A 25,701-nucleotide genomic window follows, 5' to 3' on the forward strand; every position below is an offset into this window, starting at 1 on the left:
AAACAGGCTACAGGGAGCGAGCTCATACCTCAGCCATACACCGGCCAGCGCTCGACGATACGCCCGCCACGCAGCGCCAGCAGATCGCCGAATTGCAGCAGCACCGCCTCGCTCTGCTGCGGGCGCAGGAACACCTGATCGTCCACCTGCAAGCCCACGGCGCGGGAGCCATTGACCATCTCCTGGTTGGAACTGCGGCCGAACAGCTCGTTGCTCTGCAACCCGGCCGGCGCTGCGAAATCCGCCAGCCAGTGGCCGCCATAGATGAAGAAGGTCTGGCGCTGGTTGCGGTCCCACCAGGAGAACAGCCGCGACTGGTCATCCAGGGCCGGAATCCGCACCGGGCCGGTGCTCTTGAGCACCGGGGTGGCGATAAAGGCGGCCGGCACATGCTGTTCCAGAGACGCCAGGTCGTAATGGCTGGGCTTGAGCAGCGCGGTGCCCACCGACACCTCGGTGCTCAGGGCCTCCTGCTCGTGCCGGCGATAGCTGGGGCTGCCGGCGGTGTTCAGGGTCAGCTCGGCCTGCCACAGCGCCGGGTACTGCTGGCGGGTGAAATCGGCAAAGCCGTTGTAGAGCTGCATGACCTTATCGAACAGGCTTTGCGGCGAGCCCAGAATCCCCGGCACGCCCATGTCGACAAAGGGGTCGTAGCCCATGAATCCGGCAAACTCCAGGTGCCGGGGGTTGGCGCTGATCAGCGCCAGCATCTGCCCCAACACGCCGTGGTCGGCCACACCACCGCGATGCAGCCCCACATCCAGCTCGATATTGATGCGCATTCGCGTGCCCAGGCCCTGGGCCAGCCCCAGGTATTGCTGCAGGCGCTCGGGAGTATCGAGCAGCCATTGCAGTTGCCGGCGCGGGTCGAACGGGCCCTTGAGCTGCTGGTAGAACAGCTCGGCGGCGCGGACCGGCAGGGGTTTGCCAAGGAGGATATCGGCGTCGGCAAACACCTCGGCGTCGTGGTTGAGAAACGGCTGGTGGAAGGACATCAGGCGCCGGGTGCCGGCGCGCTGGGCGATATAGGCCAGGAGCCCCGGCGACGGCAGGGATTTTTCCACCAGCCGCAGGTGCTTGCCGCCCCGTTGCACCGACTGCATGACCACCTCGATGTTGTGGTCCAGGCGATCCAGGTCGATCAGCATCACCGGCTGCATCGGCCCGTTGGCCTTGAGCTCGCGATTGAGCTCGGCGAAATAGGGGCTGTAGGGCGCTCCCCGGTCGCCGGGCCGCAGCCAGGCACCGACACCGGCCAGCAACACACCGGCCCCCAGGGTGCCGGCCATGAAATGACGACGATTCATGGGTCTGATCTCCTGTTCAAACCACACCCAGCACCGAGGCCAGGTGGGCGTTGATGAATTTGCCTTGCGGGTCCAGCGCCTGACGCACCTTGGCGAAGGCCGACCATTGCGGGTACAGCCCCTGCAGGGAGCGGGCATTGAGGCTGTGGTGCTTGCCCCAGTGTGGGCGTCCCTGGTACTTCCAGAAGATTGGCTCCACCGCAGCGAAGAAGTTGTGGTGATCCATGCTGTAGTGCTGATGCACCGAGATCGAACAACTGTCGCGCCCCTCGAACATGCTCAAGGGAATGTCGTCGGCCTTGACGTAGCGGTACTCGATGGGAAACCAGGTACGCAGGTCCTTGTCACGGATCAGCGCCAGGATCTCCCGCAGGCACTCAGGCCCCAGGTGCGCCGGCACCGAGTACTCCATCTCGTTGAAACGCACACTGCGCACATTGGCGTAGACCTGATAGGAATCCCCCACCCGCTCATCGAACCGGGCCAGCCAGCGCAGGCTGTTGAGCAGGTGGCGGCGAGTGCCGGGGAAATCGCTGAGGTACTTGTCGAGGTTCTCGATCAGGCCGACGAACTCGTTGCCGCCCTCCTCGGCCGGGTCCCTGGGCGGGGTCGCCGGGTCGTCGGTTTCGTTCAGGGCCACCGCCAGGGCGTAGTCGGAATGGGTGACCACGAGCATTTCCCAGTGCTGGTTGTCGCGAACATTGTTGGCCATGTCTTCCAGCAGTTCATCGGTCCTGGCAATCCACTGTTTTTCCCGCAGGCGATAGGCGGCGCGGTTCTGCAGGCGCACCCGGGTCGCCACCCCCAGCGCCCCGAGGGACACCCGGGCAGCCTGGAACACCTCGGCGTTGCGCTGTGGATCGCAGTCCAGCACCTCGCCACTGGCGGTCACCAGTTGCAGCCCGCAGACCTGGGACGAATAGGAGCCAAAGCCGATCCCGGTGCCGTGGGTCGAAGTGGCAATCGCCCCGGCGAGGGTCTGGTAGTCGATATCCGCCATGTTCCACAACGCCTGCCCCACCTCCTTGAGCGCCGGGCCCATCAGCGCCATCGGTGTGCCGGCGGCGAACTCGGCTTGCAGGGTCTGGGGATCGTGGGCCAGCAGGCCATTGAAATAGGCCAGGGACAGCAAGGTGCCGTCGGTGGGCACCAGGGCGCTGAAGGAGTGGCCGGAGCCCACTGGGCGGATCTTGCCCGGGGCCTGGCGGATCACCTGCCGCAGCTCATCCAGGTCCTTGGGCGCCAGCCGCGCTTCGGGCAGGCAGCTTTGCGCGCCGGACCAGTTGCGCCAGGGAATCAGCCGCGGGGCGCGGGCCAGCTCGGCCAGCAGCGGGTTGCTGCACAGCGCGCTGAAGGCGCCGAGGGCACCGGCGCCTTGCAGCAGCCGGCGTCGAGAAAGGTGCGTGACCATAAACGAAGACCTTGTCTTTTTATTGGAATGAGTGGCCGGACATGAAGCTGATCAGGGCCAGGAACTGCTCTTCGCTGCACTGCATGCACTGGCCCATGGGCGGCATGCCCTGGTAGCCGTTGATGCTGTGATCCAGCAGGGTATCGGCGCCCTGGGCCAGGCGCGGGGCCCAGGCCTTGGCATCCCCGGCCAGGGGCGCGCCGGAGGCCGGGTTGGCGTGACACAGCTGGCAGCTGCTGGCATAGACCTGGGCCAGGGCCGGGTCGGCCGGGCTCTGGCGCACAGCGTCGAGGCGCACGGCAGCAGGCGGTTCAGCCTCACCGCAAGCGCTCAGCAGCAAGCCCAGAGACAGGCCCAGGGCGCTGCGAATCAGCGAGCAAAAGTGACGCCGCAACGGGCGCGAACAGACGGGGGTAACAGTGGGCATCGGCGGTCCTCAGTGCGGCCAGGGCAAAGGGCCCGCCCCGACAACAGAGGCGGACCACACAGGGCAACACTAAGACACCCGGCCCTTGGGGTTGAGGGCATTGGCGGCCAGCCAAGGGGACAGGCTGAGCCAGCCAAGGGACAGGCTCAGCCAGCCAAGGGACAGGCTCAGCCAGGGCGCGCACGGTCAGCCAGGTGGCGGTCTGCACGGCGACGGGCGCACGCCTACCCCCGCCTTACTTGATCCGATAGTGAAAGGTGTTGCGCACCGCCGGCACTGTCACCGCCTGGCCATCGATCAGCCGTGGCTGGTAACGGAAAGTCGCCACCGCCGCCAGGGACGGGCGCATGAACAGGGGGTGGCAACCGTCGATGACCTTGGGGTTCTCCACCCGTCCCTGAGGGTTAACGCTGTACTCCACGGTGCAGTCGCCTTCCAGGTTCTTGTCCAGGGCCCGTTGCGGATAGTCCGGGGCCTCCTTGCTCAGGGGCTGGTACTGGCGGCTGTCGGCCGCCGCCTGGGCCGCCTGCTGACGCCCGCGCTCGGCAGCCAGCCGCGACTGTTCGGCGCGCTGGGCCTGCTCCTGGGCCAGGCGCTCGGTATCACGCTGACGCTGTTCGGCGTCCAGGCGCTCGCGCTGCTGGCGTTGCTGTTCCTGCGCCTGCTCACGCTTCTTGTCTTCCACACGCCTGCGCGCCAGGGCCGCCTGTTCCAGCTTCTGCGCCTGCACCTGGGGGTCCACCCGGGGCTTGGGGGGCTCCAGCGGCGCCGTAGGTGCCGGAGGTGGTGGTGCGACTTCAGCCACCGCCGGCAACACTTCCGCGGGGGCGGCCGGCGGCGCCAGCATCACCAGTTGGGTGGTCAGTACCGGCGGTGTCTCGACCTGCGGTTTGTCCACCGACCAGCCCAGTACCAGCGCCGCCAGCACCCCGGCGTGCAGGGCCAGGGCCAGGGTCGCCGCCAGGCTGTTGCGCCAGAAGCCGGCAGTTGCGGAGCCCATAGGCAGGGCTATCGGGCTGTGCATGATCATCGCCGTCATTGCGGGGCCTCGGTCACCAGCCCCAGGTTGTGCACCCCGCCCTGCTGCAACGCCGCCATGGCCGCCACCACGCTGGAATAAGCGGCGTCCTGGTCGGCGCGGATATACACCTGGGTGTCGCCGCGCTGGGCAATCACCTGGGCCACCTTGGCGCGCATCTGCTCAAGGTCCACGGCGCTATCGGTCTGGTGGCGGGTATCGAGTTCGCTGCCCAGGTTCCAGTAGTAGCCGCCGCCGGCCTGCACCGACAGGGTGAGGATCTGCTGGCGGCTGTCGGTGGCCAGGGCCTCGCTGGCCACCTTGGGCAATTCGATCTTCACCCCCTGGGTGAGCATCGGCGCGGTGACCATAAAGATCACCAGTAGCACCAGCATCACGTCGATGTAAGGCACCACGTTCATTTCCGCCTTGGGTCCGTGCTTGCGTTGCGGCCGGGTCAACATCAGTTTGCTCCTTCTCTCAGGCGGCCACGGCCAGGTGACTCGGGGTGCCCTGCAAGGTGCGATGCAGGCGTACTTGCAGTTCATTGCCGAAGGCGTAGTAACGGGTCAGCAGGGTCTGGCTGCGGGCGGAGAAGCGGTTGTAGGCGATCACCGCAGGAATTGCTGCGAACAGGCCGATGGCGGTGGCGATCAGCGCCTCGGCAATGCCCGGAGCCACGGTGGACAAGGTCGCCTGCTGCACCTGGGACAGGCCGAGGAAAGAATTCATGATCCCCCACACGGTGCCGAACAGGCCGATATAGGGGCTCACCGAGCCCACGGTGGCGAGAAACTGCAGGCCCTTTTCCAGACGGGTTTCCTGCTCGCTGATGGCCACATACAAGGCCCGCTCCACGCCTTCCAGCACCCCTTCGCCGGCACCGCCTGCCTGGCCCCGCAGGTGGCTGAACTCCTGGTAGCCGGCGGCAAAGATCGGCTCCACGCCGCCTTCGGCGTTGCTGCCCTTGGCCACTTCGCGGTACAGCGGCAACAGCTCGGGGGCGCCGCGAAAGCGCTGGATGAAATCGTTGAAGCGCTGCTCACGACCGCGCAGCACCGCGCCACGCTGAATGATCAGGTACCAGCTGAGCAAGGATGCCAGGAGCAAGGTCAGCATCACCGCCTTGACCAACAGGCTGGCATCGCTGATCAGCCCCCAGATGCTCATGTGTTCGAGTGTGGCCTGCATGGTGGAACTCCTTCTCGGGTGCCCGCCAGGGCTGGCGGGGCTATTCGATGAAATGCAAATGACAAGGTGATGACCGCCACCTCAGGGCAGCTTCAGGGCCTGGGTGACCTCGGCCCAGGGCACGAACTTGAAGTTCTGGGTCTGCTCGGGCATGCGCTTGCGCCCGTCCTGGACCACCAGCAGGCCCTGGCTCCAGGGCCCGCCGAGGTTGGCCGAGGTGACTTCCAGGCCGTCGGTTTCCGCGGCACCGTCGATCCCCGCCCGGGCATTCAGGCTGACCCGGAAGGCGCCGTGGGAGGCGAACGGCGGTTCGGCATCCAGCACCAGGTAGCTGTCGTTGCCCTGGCTGGAAATCACCAGGTAGTCCCGGGCGCTGCTCTGGTACAGGGCCAGCCCCTCGACATCGGCCTGCAACAGGCCGCCGACCTTGATCACGCTGTGCAGGGTCGCCGGTTGCTCGGGCCGGGCATCCACCGCCCAGACGCCGACGTCCTCTTCACCGAGGAACAGGCGCTGGCGCTGGTCGTCGGCGACACAACCCTCGGGCTGGCTGGCCACCTTGAACTGGCGCACCAGTTCGCCCTGGGCGGTGCCGCCGGGGGCGCTCAGGCGGTACTGGACGAAGGTGCCGTCCTTGTCGTTGGCAATGGCGTAGATCTCGCCGCTGGCCGGCTGGAACAGGCAGATACCGTAGATTTCCTTGAGCGGCGTGGGCACCTCTCCGGCCTCGCTCAGCTCGCCGCTGGCCCGGTCGATGGCAAACAGGCTGAGGCTGTTGCGGTCGCGGTTGCTGGCCACGGCCAGGTCCACACGGCGCTCGCCGAGCTGGAAGTTGGGCCGCACATCGACATTGTTCAGGCGCCCCACTGCCAGCTCCTGCAACAGCTTGCCCTGCAGGTCGTAGGCCAGCAGACCCTGCTTCTTGTTGGTGCCCAGCACCCGACTCTGGGACGGCTGCTGCGGGTGGACCCAGATCGCCGGGTCATCGGCGGCGTCGCCCTGGCGCCCCACCGGCTCGCTCTGCACCGCCGCCTGCACGGTGGGCAAGACCGGCGGCAGCGCCACTGGGGTGGCTTGCCAGTTCAATTGGCCCTGGTACAGGCGCCCGTCTTCGTCGTCGCGCAGCAGCACTTGCAGACCCTTGTCGCTGGCGCGCAGGGCAAGGTTTTCCGGCTCCTTGAGGCCGGCCAGGGGCAGTGTGGCCTGGGCCGCCCAGCCTTTTTCCTGCTGCTGGTAGAGGTGCAGTTGCGCGGCTTTCGGGTCCAGGCCGAGCATCCCGCCCGGCACCAGGGCCATGGCCCCGGCGCTTTTCCTGATCTCGCCGAAGGGCGCGCGCAGGGCCACCGGCTGGCGCGTGGTGTCGGCCTCGGCATGGGCCGGGTAGGCCCACCAGCCGACATTCTGCTCATTGACCAGCAGGTGCTGGGCGGCATCGTCCACCTGGCAGAACTTGGCCTCGGGAGGCAGTGGCAGGCCACGCACCCGCTGCGGCTCGACGCTCAACTGCGCACCGTGGCCCACCAGCCACTGCTCGCCCTTGCCCTCCTCGCCCACCAGGAACAGGAACAGGTTACTGGCCTCGTCGCGGTACAGGCACAGGCCGTTGACCGGGTAGTCGCGGGGTGGCAGGTACAGCGGCTGGCCCCAACTGCGGCTGGCCGGGTCGAGGCTCACCAGCAGCGCCTGCTGGCGCTGGTTGTCGAGGCTGGCCACCAATACTTGCTGGCCGGCGGCGCGGCTGTCCAGGCCATTGAACGAGCCCTTGAGCCGGGCCAGTTGCCGGCCCTGTTCATCCAGCAGCAACAGGCCTTCGCGCTCGCTGGCCAGCAGCCGGTCGGCGCCTGTGCCGGCGGGCACGAAACCCAGGCCGGTGACGCCCGGGGTCTGCTCGGCCCAGGGCTTGAGGTTCAGGCCGGGCACGCTGGGCGCGGCCAGGGCGGCGCTGCCGGCCAGGGCCATGCACAGGGCCAGCAGGCCGTTTCTTGCGGTCGATACAGTGCTCATCACAATCCTTGGGTGTGCAGTCGGGCAAGGGCCCGGTACTTAGAAATGGGTGAAGGTCAGGCCGAGCTTGTAGGTCGGGCCGTATTCCTCGTACTGGGCGTTGTAGGAGCGCTTGCCGGTGTAGACGAAGTACGGCTGGTCGGTGAGGTTCTGCGCCTCGAAGCTCAGTTGCAGGTTCTTGGTCAGGGAATACTTGGCGCTGAAATCGACGAAGGTCTGGGCATCCACGTGCAGGTCGTGGGCCTTGTCGTTGATGGACGCCAGTTCGAACAGGTAGGCCGACTTGTAGTTGGCCGACAGGCGCAGGCTGAGCTTGTCGTCTTCCCAGCCGAGCATCAGGTTGCCCACGGTGTCCGACTGGTTGGGCAGGTCGATGTCGCGCTTGCGGTTGACCCCGGCCTTCTGGTCGAAGCCCTCGATGCTCGCGCTGGAGCGGCTGAAGGTGCTGTTGGCGCCCACCAGCAGGCCGTTCCACGGCGCCGGCAGCCAGTCGAACTTCTGCGAGTAGGCCAGTTCCAGACCATACAGCTTGGCGCTGTCGCCGTTGGCGAAGCTGTGCGCCTCGGAGAACCCGGTCCAGGCGCCGGTGCCGGCCAGGTCGGTGTTGTAGACGAAGTTCTGGATGTCCTTGTAGAACATGAAGGCCGAGACGGTGCCGGCATGGCCCATGTAGTGCTCGATGCCCAGGTCCAGGTTGCTCGACTCCAGGGGCTTGAGATCGGGGTTGCCGAAGGTCGCCTCGTCGCCGTCGATGACAAAGCCCGGGGCCAGTTGGCCGAAGGTCGGGCGCACCACGCTCTTGGTCCAGGCCGCGCGCAGCTGGGTGTTCTTGTCCAACTGGTAGCGCGCATGCAGCCCCGGCAGCCAGTGCTGGTAGCGGCGTTTGGTGTCGGTGGCAGTGAAGGCACCGTCGGTGACCCCGGTACCCTTGGCCTCGAACTCGGTACCCTCGTAGCGCAGGCCGGCGATAAAGCGCCAGTCGTCGATGTCCAGGGTGTTCATGAAGTAGCCGGCATTGATGTCTTCGCGAATCTTGAAGTCGTTGACCCGGGATTCTTCCTCGTCATAGAAGGCCGCCTGATTCAGGCCGCCGATCAACTGCTTGATGGCGCCGCCACTGATGCCCGGGCCGAAGCGGCCCAGGGAATAGTCCACGCTGCCCTTCTGGAACTGCCCGAGGTTGAGCTGCTGATCAGTGAAACCCAGGGTGTCGAAATCCTTGTAGACCCAGGCCTCCAGATCGTTGTCCTTGTTGCGCCGGCTGATTTTGCCGCCGAACTTGAACTGCGCGGCATAGCCACTGAGGTCGTAGTCCCGGGCCAGGTCCAGGCGCAGGTTCTTTTCGGTGTCGGTGGTGTTCTGCTTTTCCCAGTCGACCTTGTCCAGGGTGAAGTTGGCCGCATCAAAGAAGCCTGAGCCGATCACCGGGCGCGGCTTGCCGTTGTCGTAGAAGCCGCTGTCGGAAAAATCGCTGTTGCCCTTGAAGGTGGCCCCGGCGATATGCGCCGGGCTGTCTTCGCTGGAGCGGCTGTAGCCGGTCTGCCCGCTGAGAGTCCACAAGCCCAGTTGGCGCTCGCCGCCGAACACGTAGGACTGGATTTCCTGGGTTTCCTCGCGCTGCTTGAGTTTGCGCTTGGCCTCAGCGTCGCCGCGATCACCGGCGGCCAGGGGGTCGGCGAACTCGATGCTGGTGGAGTTGCGCGTCTCGCTGTCCTTGTAGCGGCTGTAGAGGGTGCGCAGGTAATAGCTGCTGCTGTCGTCAGGCTTGTAGTCGAAGTTCAGGCCGCCACCGGCGCGCTCGCGGCTGATGGCGTAGTCGCGCTGCTCGAAAGACTGCAACTTGGCGCCCTGGTCGAAGTCCCAGGCGCCGCCGGTCTCGACATTGTCGGAGCCGAAATCGCGCTTCTGCCAGCTCAGGGCCGCGGCCACGCCGAAGTTGTCGATGCCGTCGCCGAGGCTGAAACGGTTGCTCGCCGCACCGGAGAATTTCGGGCTGGTCTGGCGCGTGTTCTGGTCGTAGCTGGCCTCGCTGCTGCCGGTGTAGAACAGGCCCTTGTGGTCGAAGGCCGAGAGGCTTTTCACATCCACGGTGCCGCCCAGGGAATTGGCGTCCATGTCCGGGGTCAGGGTCTTGATCACCGACAGCGACTGCACCAGCTCCGATGGCAGCACATCCAGTGCCACGGCCCGGCGCGCGCTTTCCGGCGAAGGCACCAGGGTGCCGTTGATGGTCACGCTGTTGAGGTCCGGACCCAGGCCGCGGACGCTGACAAAACGCCCCTCGCCCTGATCGCGCTCGATGCTGATACCCGGCAGGCGCTGCACCGCCTCGGCGACGTTCTGGTCCGGCAACTGAGCCACGCCGTCGGCATGCACCACGCTTTCGATGCTGTCCGAGCGCCGCTGCTCCTTGAGCGCCTGATCGACGCTGGCGGCCTGGCCGACCACTTGCACATGCTCGGTGGCGGCCGTTTCGGCGGCGCTCAAGCGTTCACTGGCGATGGCCATGGCCAGCGCGGTCAAGGTAAAGCTGACAAGCCCGGGACTGCTGCGCTTGTACATGATGGTCCTCCCCCAAGAGTCCGCTAACGCCGGGCAAGGGGCCCGGCAACTGGGAGGGCACGCTAGGGTTGGCGAATGACGGTTCTGTGACAGGCCTGGTCGACAGGTCGCCAAAACAGCCGTTTTCCCGGGTTTAGCCCCGGCAAATGAGCTGAATTGACCCCTGTGGGAGCGGGCTTGCCCGCAAAAGCCATCACCCGTCGGGCGCAGGTCTTGCGGGCCCCTTCGCCGGCAAGCCGGCTCCTACACATCCGTGGCGCACCCGCCGCCCCGTAGGAGCGGGCTTGCCCGCGAAGAGGCCCTTGAGGCTGCCCCATCCAGCAAAAAAAAAACGCCTGAACCCTGAGCTGATTCGACCCCCGGCGGTTTTTTCCGGCGTCACCCCAGTGTCATAAACATCTGCTGTGCTGACGCCCTCTCACTCCTGGCAAAAAGGATCGCGGCCATGTTCTGCGTGCTCAAACCCCACCGCTGGAAACTCGCCGCGCTGTTGCTGGCGGCCAATGCCGGGCTGCTGCTGCACCTGGCTTGCGGCAGCCTGAAAGCGGTCAGCGAATGGCAGTGGCTGGACATCATCGGCGAAGGCGGCTCGGCGCTGCTGGCCCTGGTCTGGCTGGGGCTGGTGCTCAAGAGCCGCCCCGCCGGGCGGGTCACCAACTACCTGGCCCTGGGCCTGAGCTGCATCTTCTTTTCCTGGTGGATCGACAGCCTCGACGAGTTCATCCGCCTGCCCGACAGCATCACCTGGGACCACTGGCTGGAGTCCGGGCCGATGCCCATCGGCATGATCCTGCTGACCCTTGGCATCTACCACTGGCACCGCGAACAGCTGGCCATCAGCGCGCAGATGGAAAAGAAGGAGCGGCTGTTTCGCGAACACCGCCAGTTCGACAAGCTCACGCCCCTGGCCGGCGCCGACTACCTCAAGCACCAGCTGGCCAGTAGCCTGGCCGACAGCCGCCGACAGCAGCAGCCACTGTCGCTGCTGGCCCTGGACCTGGATCACTTTGCCGCGATCAACCAGGACTACGGCCATGCCGAGGGTGATGCGGTGCTGCAGGCCCTGAGCCATGTGCTGCTGCTCAACCTGCGGCGCCAGGACCTGCTGTGCCGGCTGGCCGGTGACCGCTTCGTGGTGCTGCTGCCCAACACCGGGGAAAGCCAGGCGCGGCTGCTGGCCCTGGAACTGCAACAGGCAGTGCAGGGGCTGGCGCACAAGACCCGGCAACACGGCGAGCGCCTGCACCTGGCAGCCAGCACCGCGGTGGTGATGGCCCTGGAGGAAACCCCGGAGGGGCTGCTCAAACGCCTCAACCTGGCCCTGGCCCGGGCCAAGCAGCCCCTGGCGAAAACCGCCTGAGGCGCCGTCATGACCGTGAAGACCAGTTGGTACGAAGCCGATACGCGGTTTATCCCCGGGCACTATCAACCGGCAGCGCTGATCGATCTGGCGCTGTCCCGGGACATCGACAGCCACCGCCTGCTGCGCGGCACCGGGCTGTTCCATGAGGACATCCTGGCCGGCCAGACCCGCCTCAGCCCGCAGCAGTTCCTGGCGCTGATCGGCAACGGCCGGCGCCTGCTGGATGCCGACGACAGCAGTTTTCTGTTTGGCCAGCGCCTGCTGCCCGGGCATTACGGCGCCGCCAGCCATGCCCTGCGCCATGCACAGAACCTGCATCAGGCCCTGGATGCCCTAGTGCAGCAGCAGGCCCTGCTCAGTCCCCTGGCCAGCCCGCGCCTGGTGATCGATGAACAACACGCCTACTGCTACTGGCTGGACAGCTGCGGCGCCGGCGAGCACTGGCGGTTCCTGCTGGAAGCCAGCATGACCTCGCTGGTGGCCATGAGTCAGTGGCTGGCCGGACAGCGCCTGCCCTGGGAATGCAGCTTCAGCCACAGCGAACCGCGCTACGTCGAACAGTACTGGGTGCACCTGGGGGAACAGACCCAGTTCCAGCGCCCCCTGGACCTGATGCGCATCCCCCGGCAATACCTGACCCGGCCCTGGCCGGGCGCCTCGGCCACCGCCGGCCAGGTGGCGCGCCTGGAGGCCGGCGAGCACCTGCGCCAGCTGGGGTTTTCCAGCAGTTTCCTCGATGCCCTGTACCGCTACCTGAAAGCCCATGTGCGCAGCATCCCGACCCTGGAACAGGCGGCCCAGGACTTCGCCATGAGCCCGGCGACCCTCAAGCGCAAGCTGAGCAAGCACCACAGCGGCTACCAGCAGCAGGTGGACCGGGTGCACAAGCACGTGGCCCTGTACCTGTACCAGATCAAGGGCTGGAGCAACGAGGCGGTGGCCGAGTACCTGAACTTCAATGACCCGGCCAACTTCCGCCGTTCGTTCAAGCGCTGGACCGGCAGCACCCCGACCCTGATCCGGCAGTTGCTGGGCAGCGGCTGAAACGTTTAATCTCGAACCACGACCGCCGACGCGCCGCTGGTCCGCACGCTTGTGCCACGGGCCGTCGCGCTCGCACGCCCGGTGCACAAACCGCTAAAGCGCCGGGCCATTCAGGCGTATAAACCATGGAGCGATGCCGCCGCTGTCACCGCGCCGGAGCCATTTCCAACACGGGGTAGAGTCATGACCACAGCCAATGTCCTCAACAACCTGTTTCCTGCTGCCGCCGACATCCCCGAAGCCTATCGCCTGCCCGAGCCGGTGGAGCAGCGCGACTACCTGGTGGACGGTGAACTGCGCACCTGGAACGGCCCCCTGGCCCAGGTCCGCAGCCCGATCTACCTGAGCGGCGCCGAGGGCGACACCCAGGTGATACTTGGCAGCACACCGCTGCTGGACGCCGACACCGCCCTCACCGCCCTGGACGCCGCCGTGCGCGCCTACGACCGCGGCCAGGGCGCCTGGCCAACGATGCGCGTAGCCGAGCGCATCCAGCACGTGGAAGCCTTCCTGGCGCGCATGCGTGAACAGCGCACGGCGGTGGTCAAGCTGCTGATGTGGGAAATCGGCAAGAACCTCAAGGACTCGGAAAAGGAATTCGACCGTACCTGCGACTACATCGTCGACACCATCGGCGCGCTCAAGGAACTGGACCGGCGCTCCAGCCGCTTCGAACTGGAGCAGGACACCCTCGGCCAGATCCGCCGCGTGCCCCTGGGCGTGGCCCTGTGCATGGGCCCCTACAACTACCCGCTGAACGAGACCTTCACCACCCTGATCCCGGCGCTGATCATGGGCAACACCGTGGTGTTCAAACCGGCCAAGCTCGGCGTGCTGCTGATCCGCCCGCTGCTCGAAGCCTTCCGCGACAGCTTCCCGGCCGGGGTGATCAACGTCATCTACGGCAGCGGTCGCGAGACCGTCAGCGCCCTGATGGCCAGTGGCAAGATCGACATTTTCGCCTTCATCGGCACCAACAAGGCCGCCAGCGACCTGAAGAAACTCCACCCCAAGCCCCACCGCCTGCGTGCAGCCCTGGGCCTGGATGCGAAGAACCCGGGGATCGTGCTGCCCGACGCCGACCTGGACAACGCCGTCAGCGAAGCCCTCACCGGCTCGCTGTCGTTCAACGGCCAGCGCTGCACCGCGCTGAAGATCCTGTTCGTCCATGAAAGCGTGGTGGAGCGCTTTATCCAGCAGTTCAACGCCAAGCTGCAAGGCCTCAAGCCGGGCATGCCCTGGGAGCCGGGCGTGGCCCTGACGCCGCTGCCGGAAAACGCCAAGGTCGACTATCTGCATGCCCTGGTGGCCGATGCCCAGGCCCACGGCGCGCGGGTGGTGAACCCTGACGGCGGCGCTTCCCGGGCTTCGTTCTTCTACCCGGCGGTGCTGTACCCGGTGAACCCGCAGATGCGCGTCTACCACGAGGAGCAGTTCGGCCCGGTGGTGCCCATCGTGCCCTACCGCGACCTGGACACGGTGATCGACTACGTCCTGGAATCGGACTTCGGCCAGCAGCTGAGCCTGTTCGGCAGCGACCCGGCAGTGATCGGCCGGCTGGTGGACACCTTCGCCAACCAGGTCGGGCGGATCAACATCAACGCCCAGTGCCAGCGCGGGCCGGACACCTTTCCCTTCAACGGTCGCAAGAACTCCGCCGAGGGCACGCTGTCGGTGCATGACGCCCTGCGTACCTTCTCGATCCGCACCCTGGTGGCCACCAAGTTCCAGGAGCGCAACAAGCAGCTGATCAGCGACATCATCCGCAATCGCGACTCCAGCTTCCTGACCACCGACTACATTTTCTAGACAGTGTTGCCGGGCTCGCCAGGGGGCGAGCCCCTCCCTTAATCTGCCTCTGAATCAGCCACTCATCAGCTATTGGAGAAACCGGTCTGGGCCCGTTCAAACACCTGCGGGGCATCCACCTGCCCCCCTTGCTGCAGCGCCTGCTGCGTCCCGTGCTGGACCCGTACCGGCGCTACCGTCACGCTCGTCTGATCCACGCGGTGCGGGTCGCCCTCGGCCTGATCGCCACCATCCTGCTGACCACCGGCCTCAACCTGCCCCACGGCGAGTGGGCCTCGGTGACCATGCTGGTGGTGATCGGCGGCCTGCAGCACCACGGCAATATCGGCAAGAAAGCCGCCGAGCGGGCCATCGGCACCCTGGTGGGTGCCGGGGTCGGCCTGGTGCTGGTGGTGCAGCAGGCGTACTTCGGTCATCCCTGGCTGACCTACCTGGGGATGTCGGCGGTCTGCGGCTACTTTTCCTACCACGCCATCGGCAAGGGCGGTTACACCGCGCTGCTGGCGGCCATCACAGTGTTCATCGTCGCCGGCCATGGCGACAACCAGATCAGCGACGGCCTGTGGCGCGCGGTGGACATCCTCATCGGCATTGCCCTGGCCCTGGCGTTTTCCTTCGCCATTCCGCTGTACGCGGTGTACTCCTGGCGCTACAACCTGGCCAGCGCCTTGCGCGACTGCGCGCAGTTGTACGGACGGATCATCCAAGGCCAATCGGTGACCGACGACGAACACCTCAAGCTCCTGGGCCGGGTCAACGCCGCCATGCTGCAACTGCGCTCGCTGATGCCTTCGGTGTCCAAGGAAGTGCGGATTTCCATGACCGAGCTGGACGCCATCCAGCGCAATCTGCGGATGTGCATCAGCACCCTGGAGATCCTCGGCAACACCCGCCCCGACGCCAGCGACCCGCACGCCATGGCGCAGATGCAACTGGCGCTCAAGACCGAGCACCGGCAAATCCGCGTGCAGCTGATCGGCATGGCCCGGGCCCTGCAAACGGGTGTCACCCAGCGCCTGGAGAAACCCCTGGAAGGCCATGCCGATAACGCCCTGGAGGCGCCGCTGTATAGCGCCCTGGACGGTTACCGGCTGCTCACCCGGCAGTTGGCCGCGACCCTGGGCGAGATGCGCCAGCGATTGGCCAAGAACGCCCGGCACTGGAAGATCTGAATCAAGTGCAACCCTCAAGCGTCGGTCCAGAGTGACTTCTGGACACTAGCCAGACAGTCACTCAGTTTTTCAACCCGCTCGCACAACACTTTTCACAGACCCGACCTTATTATAAAAACAACTTAACAACGCCACTTCCGCCCCTGACAACATATTGAATCACCCCCGCTTTCAGGAGGTTCTTGGAGAATTCCAAGAACCTTCTTGTTCCTTTCCAAAACTAAAATAGCGATCATTATTGCGGGTTACTTACTACTAGTCACCCATGCATATCAAAAAGTAACCCACATAATAAAGTTACTTTTCCGCCTCACTTTTTAGTACGGAAGCCATCATGAAACTTAAAAACATCCTCATCGCCATGGGCTTGAGCGGTGCACTTATTGGCATGGCACATGCCGCGCCAAGTTCGACGAACATCGTCTCCAAAAAAATTACACTCACCGCACAAATCAACGATGCCATGTTTGTTTCCAAAGCGGATGGCACGACCTGGTATGAAACTGAGGAACTGGAGCCCCTGGACCAAACCCAGAAAGCTTTCACCAAGACTCTGCCGATCCGGGTCTGGACCAAAAATAGCGAGTTCAATGTTTCGCTGGCACAACCGTTGAAAATGTCCAACGGCACTTATGAGATGACCAACACCACAGTCAGTATTTTTCATGCCGGCGGCGAAGGTGCAGTGACCTTCGGCAAGCCGTTGAAAGTGACCCAGACAGTAGCCGGCAACGGTGGTTATGACGAAGTGCACAATCTGAAGATCAGCGCCAAGGCACCGACCAAGACCGAAACCGGCCCCAGCACCGATGGCAGCTACAGCGGCGACCTGGTCATGCTTTTCGAGCCTGTTGCCGCCTCCGGCAGCTAAATCGCAGCGCCCCGTCTCATGAGCCCTCCCGAGGGCTCTTCTTTGCTGTCACTGGAAACACTCAGGCATGCGCCCGTATAAACTTTCCCATCAACTACACAGACTTCTTGTGTGCGTCATTTCGCTTGTCTCGACCCAAGCGCTCGCTCAAGTAAAGATCACCTATGGAGTTCCTGAAGGTTTTAGCGCGGTGGAGATGGAAAATACTGCACGTTATGTCGCCACCTATAATGGTCGAACCTTACCCGGCTTTATCAGTTATTCCCTGGAACAGAGTGGCCTGGTGTTCGACTCGGCTCAATACAGAGAGAATGGCATTGCACTTGAAGACCTGCGGACAATCAAACGCATTCTCGCCGAAATCAACTATAAGCAATGCACTAACGGTTGCGACCTGCGCGTGGCCGATCATTATGTAACCCTCGATAAAACCCGGCGCACGCTGATCATTCGCAATACCCGCGAAGACTATCTCGCACCCACAACTTCCTGGGGGCTGATCAACAATCAGTCCCTGGACCTGCGCGGTTCTTCCGACCGTTATCGCGCCCTGAACTTCAACGGCAATACCTGGCTCGGGTTACCGGGGCGCAGCTTTGGCTACATGAACTGGTATGCCAACCGCAGCCGCAGCAGCAACGGCCAAAGCAACAGCGATCAGGGCATATCGTCCTATTACCTGCAAAAGAACTTTGCCGACACCTATGTGCGAGCCGGCAAGCAAAACAGTATCGACTTCGGCTCAGGTTCGGTCAGCACGGTGCTGTCGCCCAGTTTCGACCAGTTCTTGACCTTGGGCAGCCAGGGCAACCTGCGCAGCAACCGTGACGCCGGTTCCCTGGTGCTGTTCTCCACGGCCGAAGGCAACTACGAGTTTTATCGCAACGGACGTCTGATTCTCAAACGACCTGCTGCGCTAGGCCGCAATGAAATCAGCTTCCTCGATCTTCCGGGTGGCTACTATCCCATCGAAATTCGCCTGGTGGACCGCAACGGCGGTCTGGTGAGCCAGGAAACCCAGGACGTCAACAACCTGAACTTTACCGGTGAAGGGGCAAACTCCTGGCGCGTCACCGCGGGCAAGGATATGGAGGAAGGCGGACAACTGTTCGAGGCCGCCCTGAGTCGCAACCTCAGCCAGCTCTATTTGAATGCGGCGGCCGTGGCCAGTGACAGTGCAAGCTGGGCTTCGGAGATCAACCTCTCGCGCCCCACCACAGTAGGCAGCCTGAACCTGTCACCCACGCTGGGGATGTTGTCCGGCGAGCGGGGTTCAGGCGGCTACGTCAACCTGAACCTGAGCGATGAGGTGCTCGGTAGCCTCATGCTCAGTCGTTATCAAAGCCGTGAGGTATCGCGCTTCTATTGGGGAACGCCCAGCACCAGCCTCTCGTACAGTAAAAACCTGGGGGGTGTGCTGTTCGCCTACAACTATCGAACCTTCAGTGGCGCCGAGACCCAACAGGCTGAAATACGCTGGAACTACCGGCCCAACGGCCTATGGTCGACGTTTTCGCTGGGGGTGCAAAAAGGCGGCTCCCTGCCGGGTGATAGCGATTACACCCTCTACGTCAACATGTCGTGGATGCTCGATCGGTCCCAGGCGAGCTTGCGCGCCGCGCAGTTTGGCGGCCAGACACAGGTGACCGCTGACTACCGCAAAACCTTCCAGGACAGCTACGGCACCTCCTCTAGCGGCCTGACCGTCAATCGCAGCAATGGCATGAACAACATCAACGCCTATGGCAGCCGCTCCGGTACCCGGGGCGACGCCTCGCTGAACGTCGGCCACAGCGATGACGCCAACAACCTCGACTTCAACTACCGCGGCATGCTCGCGGCCAATAGCCAGGGCATGGCCCTGGGACGCTACAGCAGCAGTGGCAGCGCCATGTTGCTGGAAACCCCCGATCTCCAGGGCACCCCCTACGGCTTCAGCGTGGAAGGTCACCCCGTGGCGGGAGGCAGTACCTACGCCGTGCCCCTGGGCCAATACGGCGATGTGCCCTTTGCCCGAGTCGTGAGTGCCAGCCAGGACATGGACATGAACATCGAGGTGCCGGCGAACATCGTCCGGGCCCACCCCGGGCAGGTGTACAACGCCCGGGCCAAGGTGGACATCAACATGGTCTACAGCGGCCTCCTGGTGGACGCCAGCGGCCGGCCCGTGGGCGGCAGAATCCTCGAAACCGGCGATGCCGCCTATCCCAACGGCCTGTTCTCGATCAGCCACAAGGCGGTGCTGCACAGCATCACGGTGGAACAGCCGGGGCGCCAATACCGGTGTGACCTCACACGTACCGTCAAAGGCAGCTACTACCCGTGCCAGTAACCCAACCCTCCAAACAGGAACCCACCATGACACTGCGTACCACGCTGCTGGCGCTACTGAGCTGGACTGCACTGGCTCAGGCCGAGGGCGAGTTGCTGGTCATGCCCGCCAGCCTCAAGGTCTACAACAACCACGAGCACTCGGTAACCGTGCGAAACGTCGGCGACGCTCCACTTTACCTGTCGATCAATCTGCTCAAGGTGATGAACCCGGGGCTGGAGCCGGAGCACAAGGTGCCTCTGCAGCAACTCGATCGCCCGGGCATTCTTGCCAGCCCGGACAAACTCACCCTGGGCCCTGGCCAGAGTCGCGCCATCAGCCTCAAGTCCCTCGCCGAGCCGGGAGCCGAAGAACTGTTTCGCCTGTACATAGTGCCGGTGCGCTCCATGCAGGTGGAAGAAGCCCCCCAGGACAAGATCAGCGCGCCGATGTCGGTGGCCGTGGGTTACGGCGTGCTGGTGCGCCATATGCCGCCGCCGGCCAAACAGCAATCGGGCTGGTCACATCGCTGCGATGCCACGGGCCTGACCCTGGAGAACACCGGCAACGTCCGCCTGGTGCTGTCGGAAGTCGAGGTGGATCGCGGCTCGCACAAACGCAAGGTGGCCTTGTTCCCTGGAACGCCCCAGCACTTCAACGGCAAGCGCCTGAGCCTGCTGGCCAATGATCAGCCACAGACCCTGGAATGCCCCTGATGGATACACAGCAGCGGTCACCGGTCAGGATCACTCCAAGCACCGCCCTGCCCCTCAAGGGCTGGAGCTGGAAATTGCTTTGCTCTGGGTTGCTGGCCTACCTGGCGCTGGGAGCGGGCGAGGCATCCGCTCTGGTCCTGAAATACAGCGACCTGAGCAACAGCTATAGCAACTGTAGCTTCAAGGACAACGGCAATGGCACCAGCACTTTACAGGTGACCATCAGCTACAAGACAGCATCGGGTCATACCAACGGCAACACGTTTGAATCACGGGGAGTTCTCATCTACACCTACGACGCCAATGGCAAGCTTAAAACCAGTTCCACAGTTGCCAAGAATCTGACGCTCGACGGAAATAAATACTCGAGAACCTACACCGGGGAGGACTACGTCATCTATCGCGGCAGCTCTGGCTCATGGACAACCCTGAGCCCCATTACCGCCTCCGTTGAAGTACAGGTCGACAACTCAAATATCGCAGCCTGGCCTGCCGTCGGTATACGCGCAGGCAACTACACAAATAGCAATGACGTGGGCGAAAGCAACGGTCTGGCCTACCTGTCATCAACCACCAAGGGCGGCGACTGTCGCGTGCTGACTAACCCGGACCTGCCTCCTCCGCCTGTGGATACGACCATCACCATGACGGCGCCGGACTGGGATCTGGGTGAGCTGCTCAGGGGCGAGGAAACCCTGAAGACTTTCAACGCCAGCCAGGATCAGCTGTGCTTCACCTATGACGGATCGAAGTTCATCACCTATCAAAAGTTCATCATCAACGCGAGCAACGAAAACGGCCTCTCGGCCAACGGCCGCTACCAGCTCAGGAACCTAGAGGACAGCTCGCAAACCGTGCCGTACACGGTAGCGCTGAACAGTGGCAGCACCCTGGTGCCCTTGCCCAACACCCAAAATGCCCTGTTGTCCCTGAGTTCCGACGGCCGCACCTGCTTTGTGCCGACGTTCAGGACATTGGCCGAGAAGTGGGTGAAAGGTGGGGCGTACAGCGATGTACTGACCTTCACCATCGTGGCCAAGCCCTAGGAACACCTCTGCCGATGAACTATCCCATCGTGGTTTTTCTGCTCTTGCTGTCGCTCTGGTCACCCGCGGGCCTGGCAGCCGGCGTCCTGAAACTGTCTCGCACAGAGTTGCGCTTCACCCCCGACGAACCTCAGGGCGAGCTCTATGCACAGAACACCGGCGATACCCCCTTGTACCTGGAAGTGGATCAGCGGCTGGTGCTGAACCCGGGGCAGTCCCCCGAGCACCTGCTAGCCATTCATGAAGTGCAGCGGCCCAGCTTGCTGGTCACCCCCGGTCGGCTGGTACTGGCACCGGGGCAGAAGTACCGGATGACCTTGAAAGCCCTGAAGACCCCCACCAGCAATCAGGTCTGGCGCATTACCTTCAGGCCCCGGGAGCGCCTGATCGTGGAGGCCGGTACGGACGCCGGACAGCCGGCGCCCCTGGCCGTGAGTGTGGGTTATGGCGTGGTGATTTATCAGCGGGCGGCGAACCACCGTTCCCCGGCCCATCTGGAGTAGCACATGAACAAAACAGTAATCGCCTGCTGGCTGGCGGCCCTGGGGACGCTCCCGGCCCTGGCGTCGGCAGATGTGATCCTGCAAGGCAAGACCAGCAGCAAGATCAGCGCCTACCTGAAACCGAACAACAACCTGTTCGTCACCGACGACCAGGGCGGATGGTTCGATCAGGGCCTGGAGATGGTGCAACTGGGAGGCTGGAACACCCCCTACGAAGTGCAGGCGCGGCTGCGGATTGTCTCGTCCACCGGGGTATTCCAGGTGCGCCTGGATGAACCGTTGCAGATTCGCAACGCCAGCAACGCCGCACAGGTGTTCCTGCGCCCCAAAGTGAACCTGGGCGCAGAAGGCGAAATGCCCAAGACCCTGGCGGTCGGCCTGGGCACGGAATTCAACAACCCTCCCCGGCCAGCGCCCGGAGAAGACTCCACCGGCTATTACGGCCTGACGGTCTCGGCCTATCCACCCGATGGCAGTTTCAAGGAGACCACCGGCGCCTACAGCGGGGTCTTGTCGCTGACCTTCGAGCCGGTGATTACCGACCCTTGATCCGTACCGCTCGCGGCCGTGCCTAGCGAGGGTCGCTGGCCTGGCTTTAGTCCTTCCCATGGGAACCTCATGAAACTCTTTAACCTGTGTACGCACGTGCTGTTGTCGTGGTTGGCAATGATTGCGCCGGCCTTGGCACTCATCGATATCCAACCCCAGATCAGCGAGGTTCGGGACACGCCGATGACGGTGGAAATCACCAACAAGGGGCAGCGTCCTGAATATGTCTCGATCAGCCTGTCGCGACTGATCAACCCGGGAGTCGAGCTGGCGGATGAGCGCCTTGAACCCATCACCCAAACGGTCCGGCCCCAGCTCTATGCCTCACCCTTCCAGCTCAAGCTCGCCCCGGGGCAGAGCAAGACCGTCACCTTGAAACCCCTTGAGTCGGTGGAGCAGGAGCAGGTTTACCGCCTGGACATAAAGCCGGTCATGAACCTGCTGGACCCCAAGCAAACGAATATCGCCGGCAGCGTAGTGATCAACCTCGCCTTCAGTGCACTGGTGCGCCAATTACCGCTGAAAGAGACGGCTCGGCTGGAGGTGCACTGTGAAGCCGAGGGTGCGCGTTTTTTTGCCACCGGCAACACCCGCTATCTGGTTGAAAACGCCATCGTCGATGGCTCGCCCAATGAGCCATTCAATGTGTATCCAGGCGTCCCGTTGCTGTTGAAAGGCACGCAGATTCAAGCGCCTGAACAACCGCCCTGCTCAGGTGCCGGTCAGGGTGGGCCTGGCGCATCAAAACAGCACGCCACGGCCCGCCTCGCACCGGGAATCTAGAACAACTCGCTGAAGGGAATGAAACGCGCCGAGTCGCCCACCTGCAGGGTATGGCCTTCAAGGATCTCCACCAGGCCATCGGCCCAGGACGCTCCCAGCAGGACCCCCGAGCTCTGGTTCGGATAGAGCACGGCGCGGCCGTTTTCCAGGCGTGCCCGCAGGTATTCCCGGCGGCTGCCGGCCTTGGGCCAGTTGAAGGCCACGCTGACCGGCACACTCAAGGGCGCGACCTGCTCCACTCCCTGAATCCGCAACAGGTAGGCCCGGGCCAGCAGGCCGAAGGTCACCAGGGCCGAGGCCGGATTGCCCGGCAGGCCGATCACCGGCACCTGGCCGAAGTGGCCCACCGTCAGCGGTTTTCCGGGTTTGATGGCGAGCTTCCAGAACAGCGGCCGACCGTTGTTCCTCAGCACCTGGCCCAGGCAGTCGGCATCCCCCGCCGAGACGCCACCGGTGGTCAGGATCAGGTCCGCGCCGTGCTGCAACTGCTCCAGCCTGAGCCGGGTCTGCTGTGGCTGGTCGGGAAGAATCCCGGCGTCGATGACCTCGCAGCCCAGGGTGTCGAGCCAGTGGCGCAGTAAGGTGCGATTGCTGTTGTAGATACAGCCCGGGCGCATGGGCATGCCCGGCTCCAGCAGCTCATCGCCGGTGGACAGCAACGCCACTCGCGGACGGCGCACCACTTGCAGCTCGGTGCAGCCCTGAGCGGCAGCCACCGCCAGTTCGAAAGCCCCCAGGCGTTTGCCGGCTTGCAACAGCACCTCACCGGCCCGGTTCTCCTGGCCTTGGGGACGGATGTTCTGTCCCGGTTTCAGCGCCTGGGTGAAGCGTGCCCGGCCATCTTCCAGCCACTCGACATTCTCCTGCATCTCCACGCAGTCAGCGCCAGCGGGCACCGGGGCGCCGGTGAAGATCCGCGCACAGGTGCCCGGCTGCAAAGGGTCGCCGGGCTGCCCGGCAAACACCGTCTGCGAGACCGGCAATGGCTCACCGTCCCAGTGCTGCAGGTTCAGGGCGTAGCCGTCCATGGCGCTGTTAGGCCAGGGCGGCAAGTCCAGGGTCGCCACCAGGTCAGTGGCCAGCACCCGTTGCCGGGCTTCATCCACGGCCAGGGTTTCGCTCTCTGGCAGGCGCTGGGTATCGGCCATGGCCAGCAAACTGGCCAGTGCTTCTTCCAGCGACATCAAGTGGCCCTGGCTCATCCCCGGGACTCGCAGGCCTGCACCGGTTTGAGGTGCGGCACGAAATTGCACGGCCGATGGCGGGCATCCAGTTGCTCGGCAAGGATGCCTTCCCAGGCGGTGCGGCAAGCCCCGGTGGAGCCCGGCAGGCAGCACACCAGGGTGCCGTTGGCCAGCCCGGCCAGCGCCCGGCTCTGTACCGTGGAGGTGCCGATATCGAGGATCGAGATGGCGCGAAACAGCTCGCCAAAACCGTCGATGTGCTTGTCCAGCAGGCAGCTCACCGCTTCAGGGGTGCTGTCGCGGCCGGTGAAGCCGGTGCCGCCGGTGATCAACACCACCTGGATGCGCTCATCGGCGATCCAGGCCGCCACCTGGGCGCGGATCTTGTACAGATCGTCCTTGAGCAGGTTGCGTTCGCTCAGAGTGTGGCCGGCTTCCAGCAGACGACTGACCAGCAGTTGCCCGGAGGTATCCGTGGCGTATTCCCGGGTATCGCTGACCGTCAGCACGGCCATGTTCAAGGGTACAAACAACGCATCCGACTTCACGCTCATGTCATTCTCCGACCGGCAAGATAAAAACCATGGGTGCAGGCTAAAGGCCCGAAAGCGCGGCTGTCTAATCGTTCTGGCTGACCGGATTATCGAGGCGCTCTATCGTCTGGCCCCAGGCAACGGCGCGTTGATAAGCCGGATCAATCGGCCATTCAACAGTTCCGATTGGACGTGCCCGAAGGACAATGCCATCGTTTGCGCCACCTACTTGATATGCGTCCCGCCATGACCCCGATCCAGCCTGCACCCGCCTGTTCCCTGCCCTGCTCGATCCTGCTGCTGGCCGGTGGCCGCGGCTCGCGCATGGGCGGCCAGGACAAGGGCCTGGTGACCTGGCACGGCCAGCCGCTGATTGCCCATGTGCAGGCGGTGGTGCGGCCCTTCAGCGATGACCTGATCATTTCCTGCAACCGCAACGCCGAGCAGTACCGGCCCTATGCCGATCGTTTGGTGGCGGATGAACAACAGGACTTTCCCGGCCCTCTGGCGGGCGTGCTGGCAGGCCTGGCAGTGGCCCGGCATCCCTGGCTGTTGGTGCTGGCCTGCGACGCGCCACGGATCGACAGCGCGCTGATCCAGGCGCTGCTGGATGCTCGCGCAGAGGACGCCCCTCATCCGCTGATGGTGCAACAGGCCGGGTACTGGCAACCCATGTTCAGCCTGATTCCCACGGCGCTGGCAGCGAGCTTGCGCCAAGCCTGGAACCTGGGTGAACGCAGCCTGCTGCGGGCCCTGGCACCCCATGGACTGAGCGCCCTGCCCTGCGCCGCGGACGACCCGCGACTGAGCAATTTCAACACCCCTGAACTACTGTCTGAAACAGACCCCAGGCCCTTGGCCTGAACGCCGAAGGTGTTCCCCGAAGGTCCGGCCCGGGAAGATTGAAGGCCTTTCCATAGGCCGGACACCTGCGTTAATACTGACTCCGATTTCCTCACAACAGGTGCCATTGTGGACATCAAGCAACTCAAGTTTCTCATCGCCCTGGAACAGACCCGGCACTTCGGCCAGGCCGCCGCGCGCTGCCACATCACCCAGCCGACCCTGTCCATGCGCCTGCGCAACCTTGAGGACGAACTGGACCTGATCCTGGTGACCCGAGGCCAGCGCTTCGAAGGCTTCACCGAGGCCGGCGAGCGGGTGCTGGCCTGGGCCAAGACCCTGCTGGCGGCCCACGACGGACTGTTCGCCGAAGCCGCTGCCTGTCGCGGGCAACTGGTGGGTAACCTGCGCCTGGGCCTGGTGCCGCTGAGCGGCTTCAACCCCATCAGCTATGTGCAGAAGCTCTCGGCGAGCTTTCCCGAACTCAAGTTCAGCCTGTCGTCCGCCAGCTCCGACCGGATCATCGAGGACATCGGCAACAACCAGCTGGACCTGGGGGTCTGCTACCTGGACCACGTCAACCCCAACTACCTGGACTTCTTCGAGATCGGCGAGACCCGGGTCGGCCTGCTCTATGACACCCGGCACTTTCATTTCGAAGGCAGCGAGATGAGCTGGGAGGACGCCGCCGAACTGCCCCTGGGAATGCTCAGCACCGGCATGCACTATCGCAAGTCCATCGACCTGAGCTTTCGCAGCCGTGGCCTGAACCCGACGCCGATCCTGGAGAGCGATTCCACCTACCAGCTGTTCCAGGCGATTCACGAAGGCTTCTGCTGCTCGATCATGCCCCTGGACAGCGGCCTGGATTCGCCCATCGACAACCTGGCCTTTATCCAGCTGCCGGATGCCAGCGTGCTGGCGCCCCTGGGCCTGGTGATGCGCAAGACCGAGCCGCGCTCGGCGATTGCCGAAAAGTGCTTTGCCGAAGCCAGGAAACTCTTTGCCATCAAGGCCGAATGAACGCCCCCGGGGCCAGCGTGCCCCGGAGTGA

Annotated in this window: 23 protein-coding genes; 13 read left to right on the forward strand and 10 right to left on the reverse strand. The window is 64.2% G+C overall.

Annotated elements, in window-relative coordinates; all coding sequences use genetic code 11:
* Positions 1–29 precede the first annotated feature (29 nt).
* The 8 genes from FW796_RS17665 to FW796_RS17700 form a co-directional block, all read right to left on the reverse strand.
* Positions 30–1,238 (reverse strand): DSD1 family PLP-dependent enzyme, encoded by a 1,209-nt coding sequence (locus FW796_RS17665; RefSeq protein WP_404940052.1) that lies wholly within the window; start codon positions 1,236–1,238, stop codon positions 30–32.
* Between the two features lie 85 nt (positions 1,239–1,323).
* A complete protein-coding gene (locus tag FW796_RS17670) occupies positions 1,324–2,652 on the reverse strand; it encodes a D-arabinono-1,4-lactone oxidase (RefSeq protein ID WP_446439828.1) in 1,329 nt (442 codons plus the stop codon).
* Between the two features lie 85 nt (positions 2,653–2,737).
* Entirely contained in the window at positions 2,738–3,145 is a 408-nt protein-coding gene (locus FW796_RS17675) for a c-type cytochrome (RefSeq protein WP_346635278.1), read from the reverse strand.
* Positions 3,146–3,380: 235 nt separating this feature from the next.
* Entirely contained in the window at positions 3,381–4,184 is an 804-nt protein-coding gene (locus tag FW796_RS17680; RefSeq protein ID WP_446439676.1) for an energy transducer TonB, read from the reverse strand.
* Positions 4,181–4,627, reverse strand: a complete 447-nt coding sequence (gene tolR / locus FW796_RS17685; RefSeq protein WP_041118949.1) for a protein TolR — start codon at positions 4,625–4,627, stop codon at positions 4,181–4,183. The genes FW796_RS17680 and tolR overlap by 4 nt, the downstream gene beginning before the upstream one ends.
* Positions 4,628–4,643: 16 nt before the next feature.
* Positions 4,644–5,354, reverse strand: coding sequence for a protein TolQ (gene tolQ / locus FW796_RS17690; RefSeq protein ID WP_236204130.1), 711 nt, complete (start codon positions 5,352–5,354; stop codon positions 4,644–4,646).
* 81 nt (positions 5,355–5,435) lie between these two features.
* Positions 5,436–7,358, reverse strand: coding sequence for a phytase (locus tag FW796_RS17695; protein WP_404937236.1), 1,923 nt, complete (start codon positions 7,356–7,358; stop codon positions 5,436–5,438).
* A 39-nt stretch (positions 7,359–7,397) separates the two neighbouring features.
* Positions 7,398–9,920, reverse strand: a complete 2,523-nt coding sequence (locus FW796_RS17700) for a TonB-dependent receptor (RefSeq protein WP_404937237.1) — start codon at positions 9,918–9,920, stop codon at positions 7,398–7,400.
* 445 nt (positions 9,921–10,365) lie between these two features.
* Between FW796_RS17700 and FW796_RS17705 the strand changes: the two genes are divergently transcribed.
* The 11 genes from FW796_RS17705 to FW796_RS17755 all read left to right on the forward strand — a co-directional run bounded on the left by FW796_RS17705 (position 10,366) and on the right by FW796_RS17755 (position 22,087).
* Positions 10,366–11,280 carry a GGDEF domain-containing protein gene (locus FW796_RS17705; RefSeq protein ID WP_346635273.1) on the forward strand — a complete coding sequence of 305 codons (915 nt, stop codon included), beginning with the start codon at positions 10,366–10,368 and terminating at the stop codon, positions 11,278–11,280.
* A 9-nt stretch (positions 11,281–11,289) separates the two neighbouring features.
* Positions 11,290–12,327, forward strand: a complete 1,038-nt coding sequence (locus FW796_RS17710; RefSeq protein WP_446439677.1) for an AraC family transcriptional regulator ligand-binding domain-containing protein — start codon at positions 11,290–11,292, stop codon at positions 12,325–12,327.
* 183 nt (positions 12,328–12,510) lie between these two features.
* Positions 12,511–14,136, forward strand: a complete 1,626-nt coding sequence (locus FW796_RS17715) for an NADP-dependent glyceraldehyde-3-phosphate dehydrogenase (protein WP_446439678.1) — start codon at positions 12,511–12,513, stop codon at positions 14,134–14,136.
* A 128-nt stretch (positions 14,137–14,264) separates the two neighbouring features.
* Positions 14,265–15,308 (forward strand): FUSC family protein, encoded by a 1,044-nt coding sequence (locus tag FW796_RS17720; RefSeq protein ID WP_346635270.1) that lies wholly within the window; start codon positions 14,265–14,267, stop codon positions 15,306–15,308.
* A 334-nt stretch (positions 15,309–15,642) separates the two neighbouring features.
* A complete protein-coding gene (locus tag FW796_RS17725; protein WP_346635269.1) occupies positions 15,643–16,179 on the forward strand; it encodes a CS1 type fimbrial major subunit in 537 nt (178 codons plus the stop codon).
* Between the two features lie 196 nt (positions 16,180–16,375).
* Positions 16,376–18,511 carry a TcfC E-set like domain-containing protein gene (locus tag FW796_RS17730; protein ID WP_446439679.1) on the forward strand — a complete coding sequence of 712 codons (2,136 nt, stop codon included), beginning with the start codon at positions 16,376–16,378 and terminating at the stop codon, positions 18,509–18,511.
* Positions 18,512–18,537: 26 nt separating this feature from the next.
* Positions 18,538–19,206, forward strand: a complete 669-nt coding sequence (locus FW796_RS17735; RefSeq protein WP_446439680.1) for a hypothetical protein — start codon at positions 18,538–18,540, stop codon at positions 19,204–19,206.
* On the forward strand, positions 19,206–20,252 hold the full coding sequence (locus FW796_RS17740; RefSeq protein WP_404937242.1) for a hypothetical protein: 1,047 nt from the start codon (positions 19,206–19,208) through the stop codon (positions 20,250–20,252). Before FW796_RS17735 ends, FW796_RS17740 begins: the two co-directional genes overlap by 1 nt.
* Before the next feature lie 14 nt (positions 20,253–20,266).
* Complete coding sequence (locus FW796_RS17745; protein WP_404937243.1) at positions 20,267–20,755, forward strand: hypothetical protein; 489 nt, start codon at positions 20,267–20,269, stop codon at positions 20,753–20,755.
* Positions 20,756–20,758: 3 nt separating this feature from the next.
* Positions 20,759–21,304, forward strand: coding sequence for a hypothetical protein (locus FW796_RS17750; RefSeq protein WP_446439681.1), 546 nt, complete (start codon positions 20,759–20,761; stop codon positions 21,302–21,304).
* A gap of 69 nt (positions 21,305–21,373) precedes the next feature.
* Positions 21,374–22,087, forward strand: a complete 714-nt coding sequence (locus tag FW796_RS17755) for a hypothetical protein (RefSeq protein WP_446439682.1) — start codon at positions 21,374–21,376, stop codon at positions 22,085–22,087.
* Here FW796_RS17755 and FW796_RS17760 read toward each other — a convergent pair.
* Positions 22,084–23,289, reverse strand: a complete 1,206-nt coding sequence (locus tag FW796_RS17760) for a molybdopterin molybdotransferase MoeA (protein ID WP_346635262.1) — start codon at positions 23,287–23,289, stop codon at positions 22,084–22,086. The genes FW796_RS17755 and FW796_RS17760 overlap by 4 nt on opposite strands.
* Positions 23,286–23,825 (reverse strand): molybdenum cofactor biosynthesis protein B, encoded by a 540-nt coding sequence (gene moaB / locus FW796_RS17765; RefSeq protein WP_102881605.1) that lies wholly within the window; start codon positions 23,823–23,825, stop codon positions 23,286–23,288. Before moaB ends, FW796_RS17760 begins: the two co-directional genes overlap by 4 nt.
* Positions 23,826–24,050: 225 nt before the next feature.
* Here moaB and mobA point away from each other — a divergent pair, with 225 nt between their 5' ends.
* Together mobA and FW796_RS17775 are read left to right on the forward strand one after the other, a co-directional pair.
* Positions 24,051–24,668, forward strand: a complete 618-nt coding sequence (gene mobA, locus FW796_RS17770) for a molybdenum cofactor guanylyltransferase MobA (RefSeq protein WP_446439829.1) — start codon at positions 24,051–24,053, stop codon at positions 24,666–24,668.
* A gap of 108 nt (positions 24,669–24,776) precedes the next feature.
* Positions 24,777–25,670 (forward strand): LysR family transcriptional regulator, encoded by an 894-nt coding sequence (locus tag FW796_RS17775; RefSeq protein WP_346635261.1) that lies wholly within the window; start codon positions 24,777–24,779, stop codon positions 25,668–25,670.
* The last annotated feature ends 31 nt before the right edge of the window (positions 25,671–25,701 follow it).

Source organism: Pseudomonas sp. 910_21 (genome assembly GCF_052850735.1).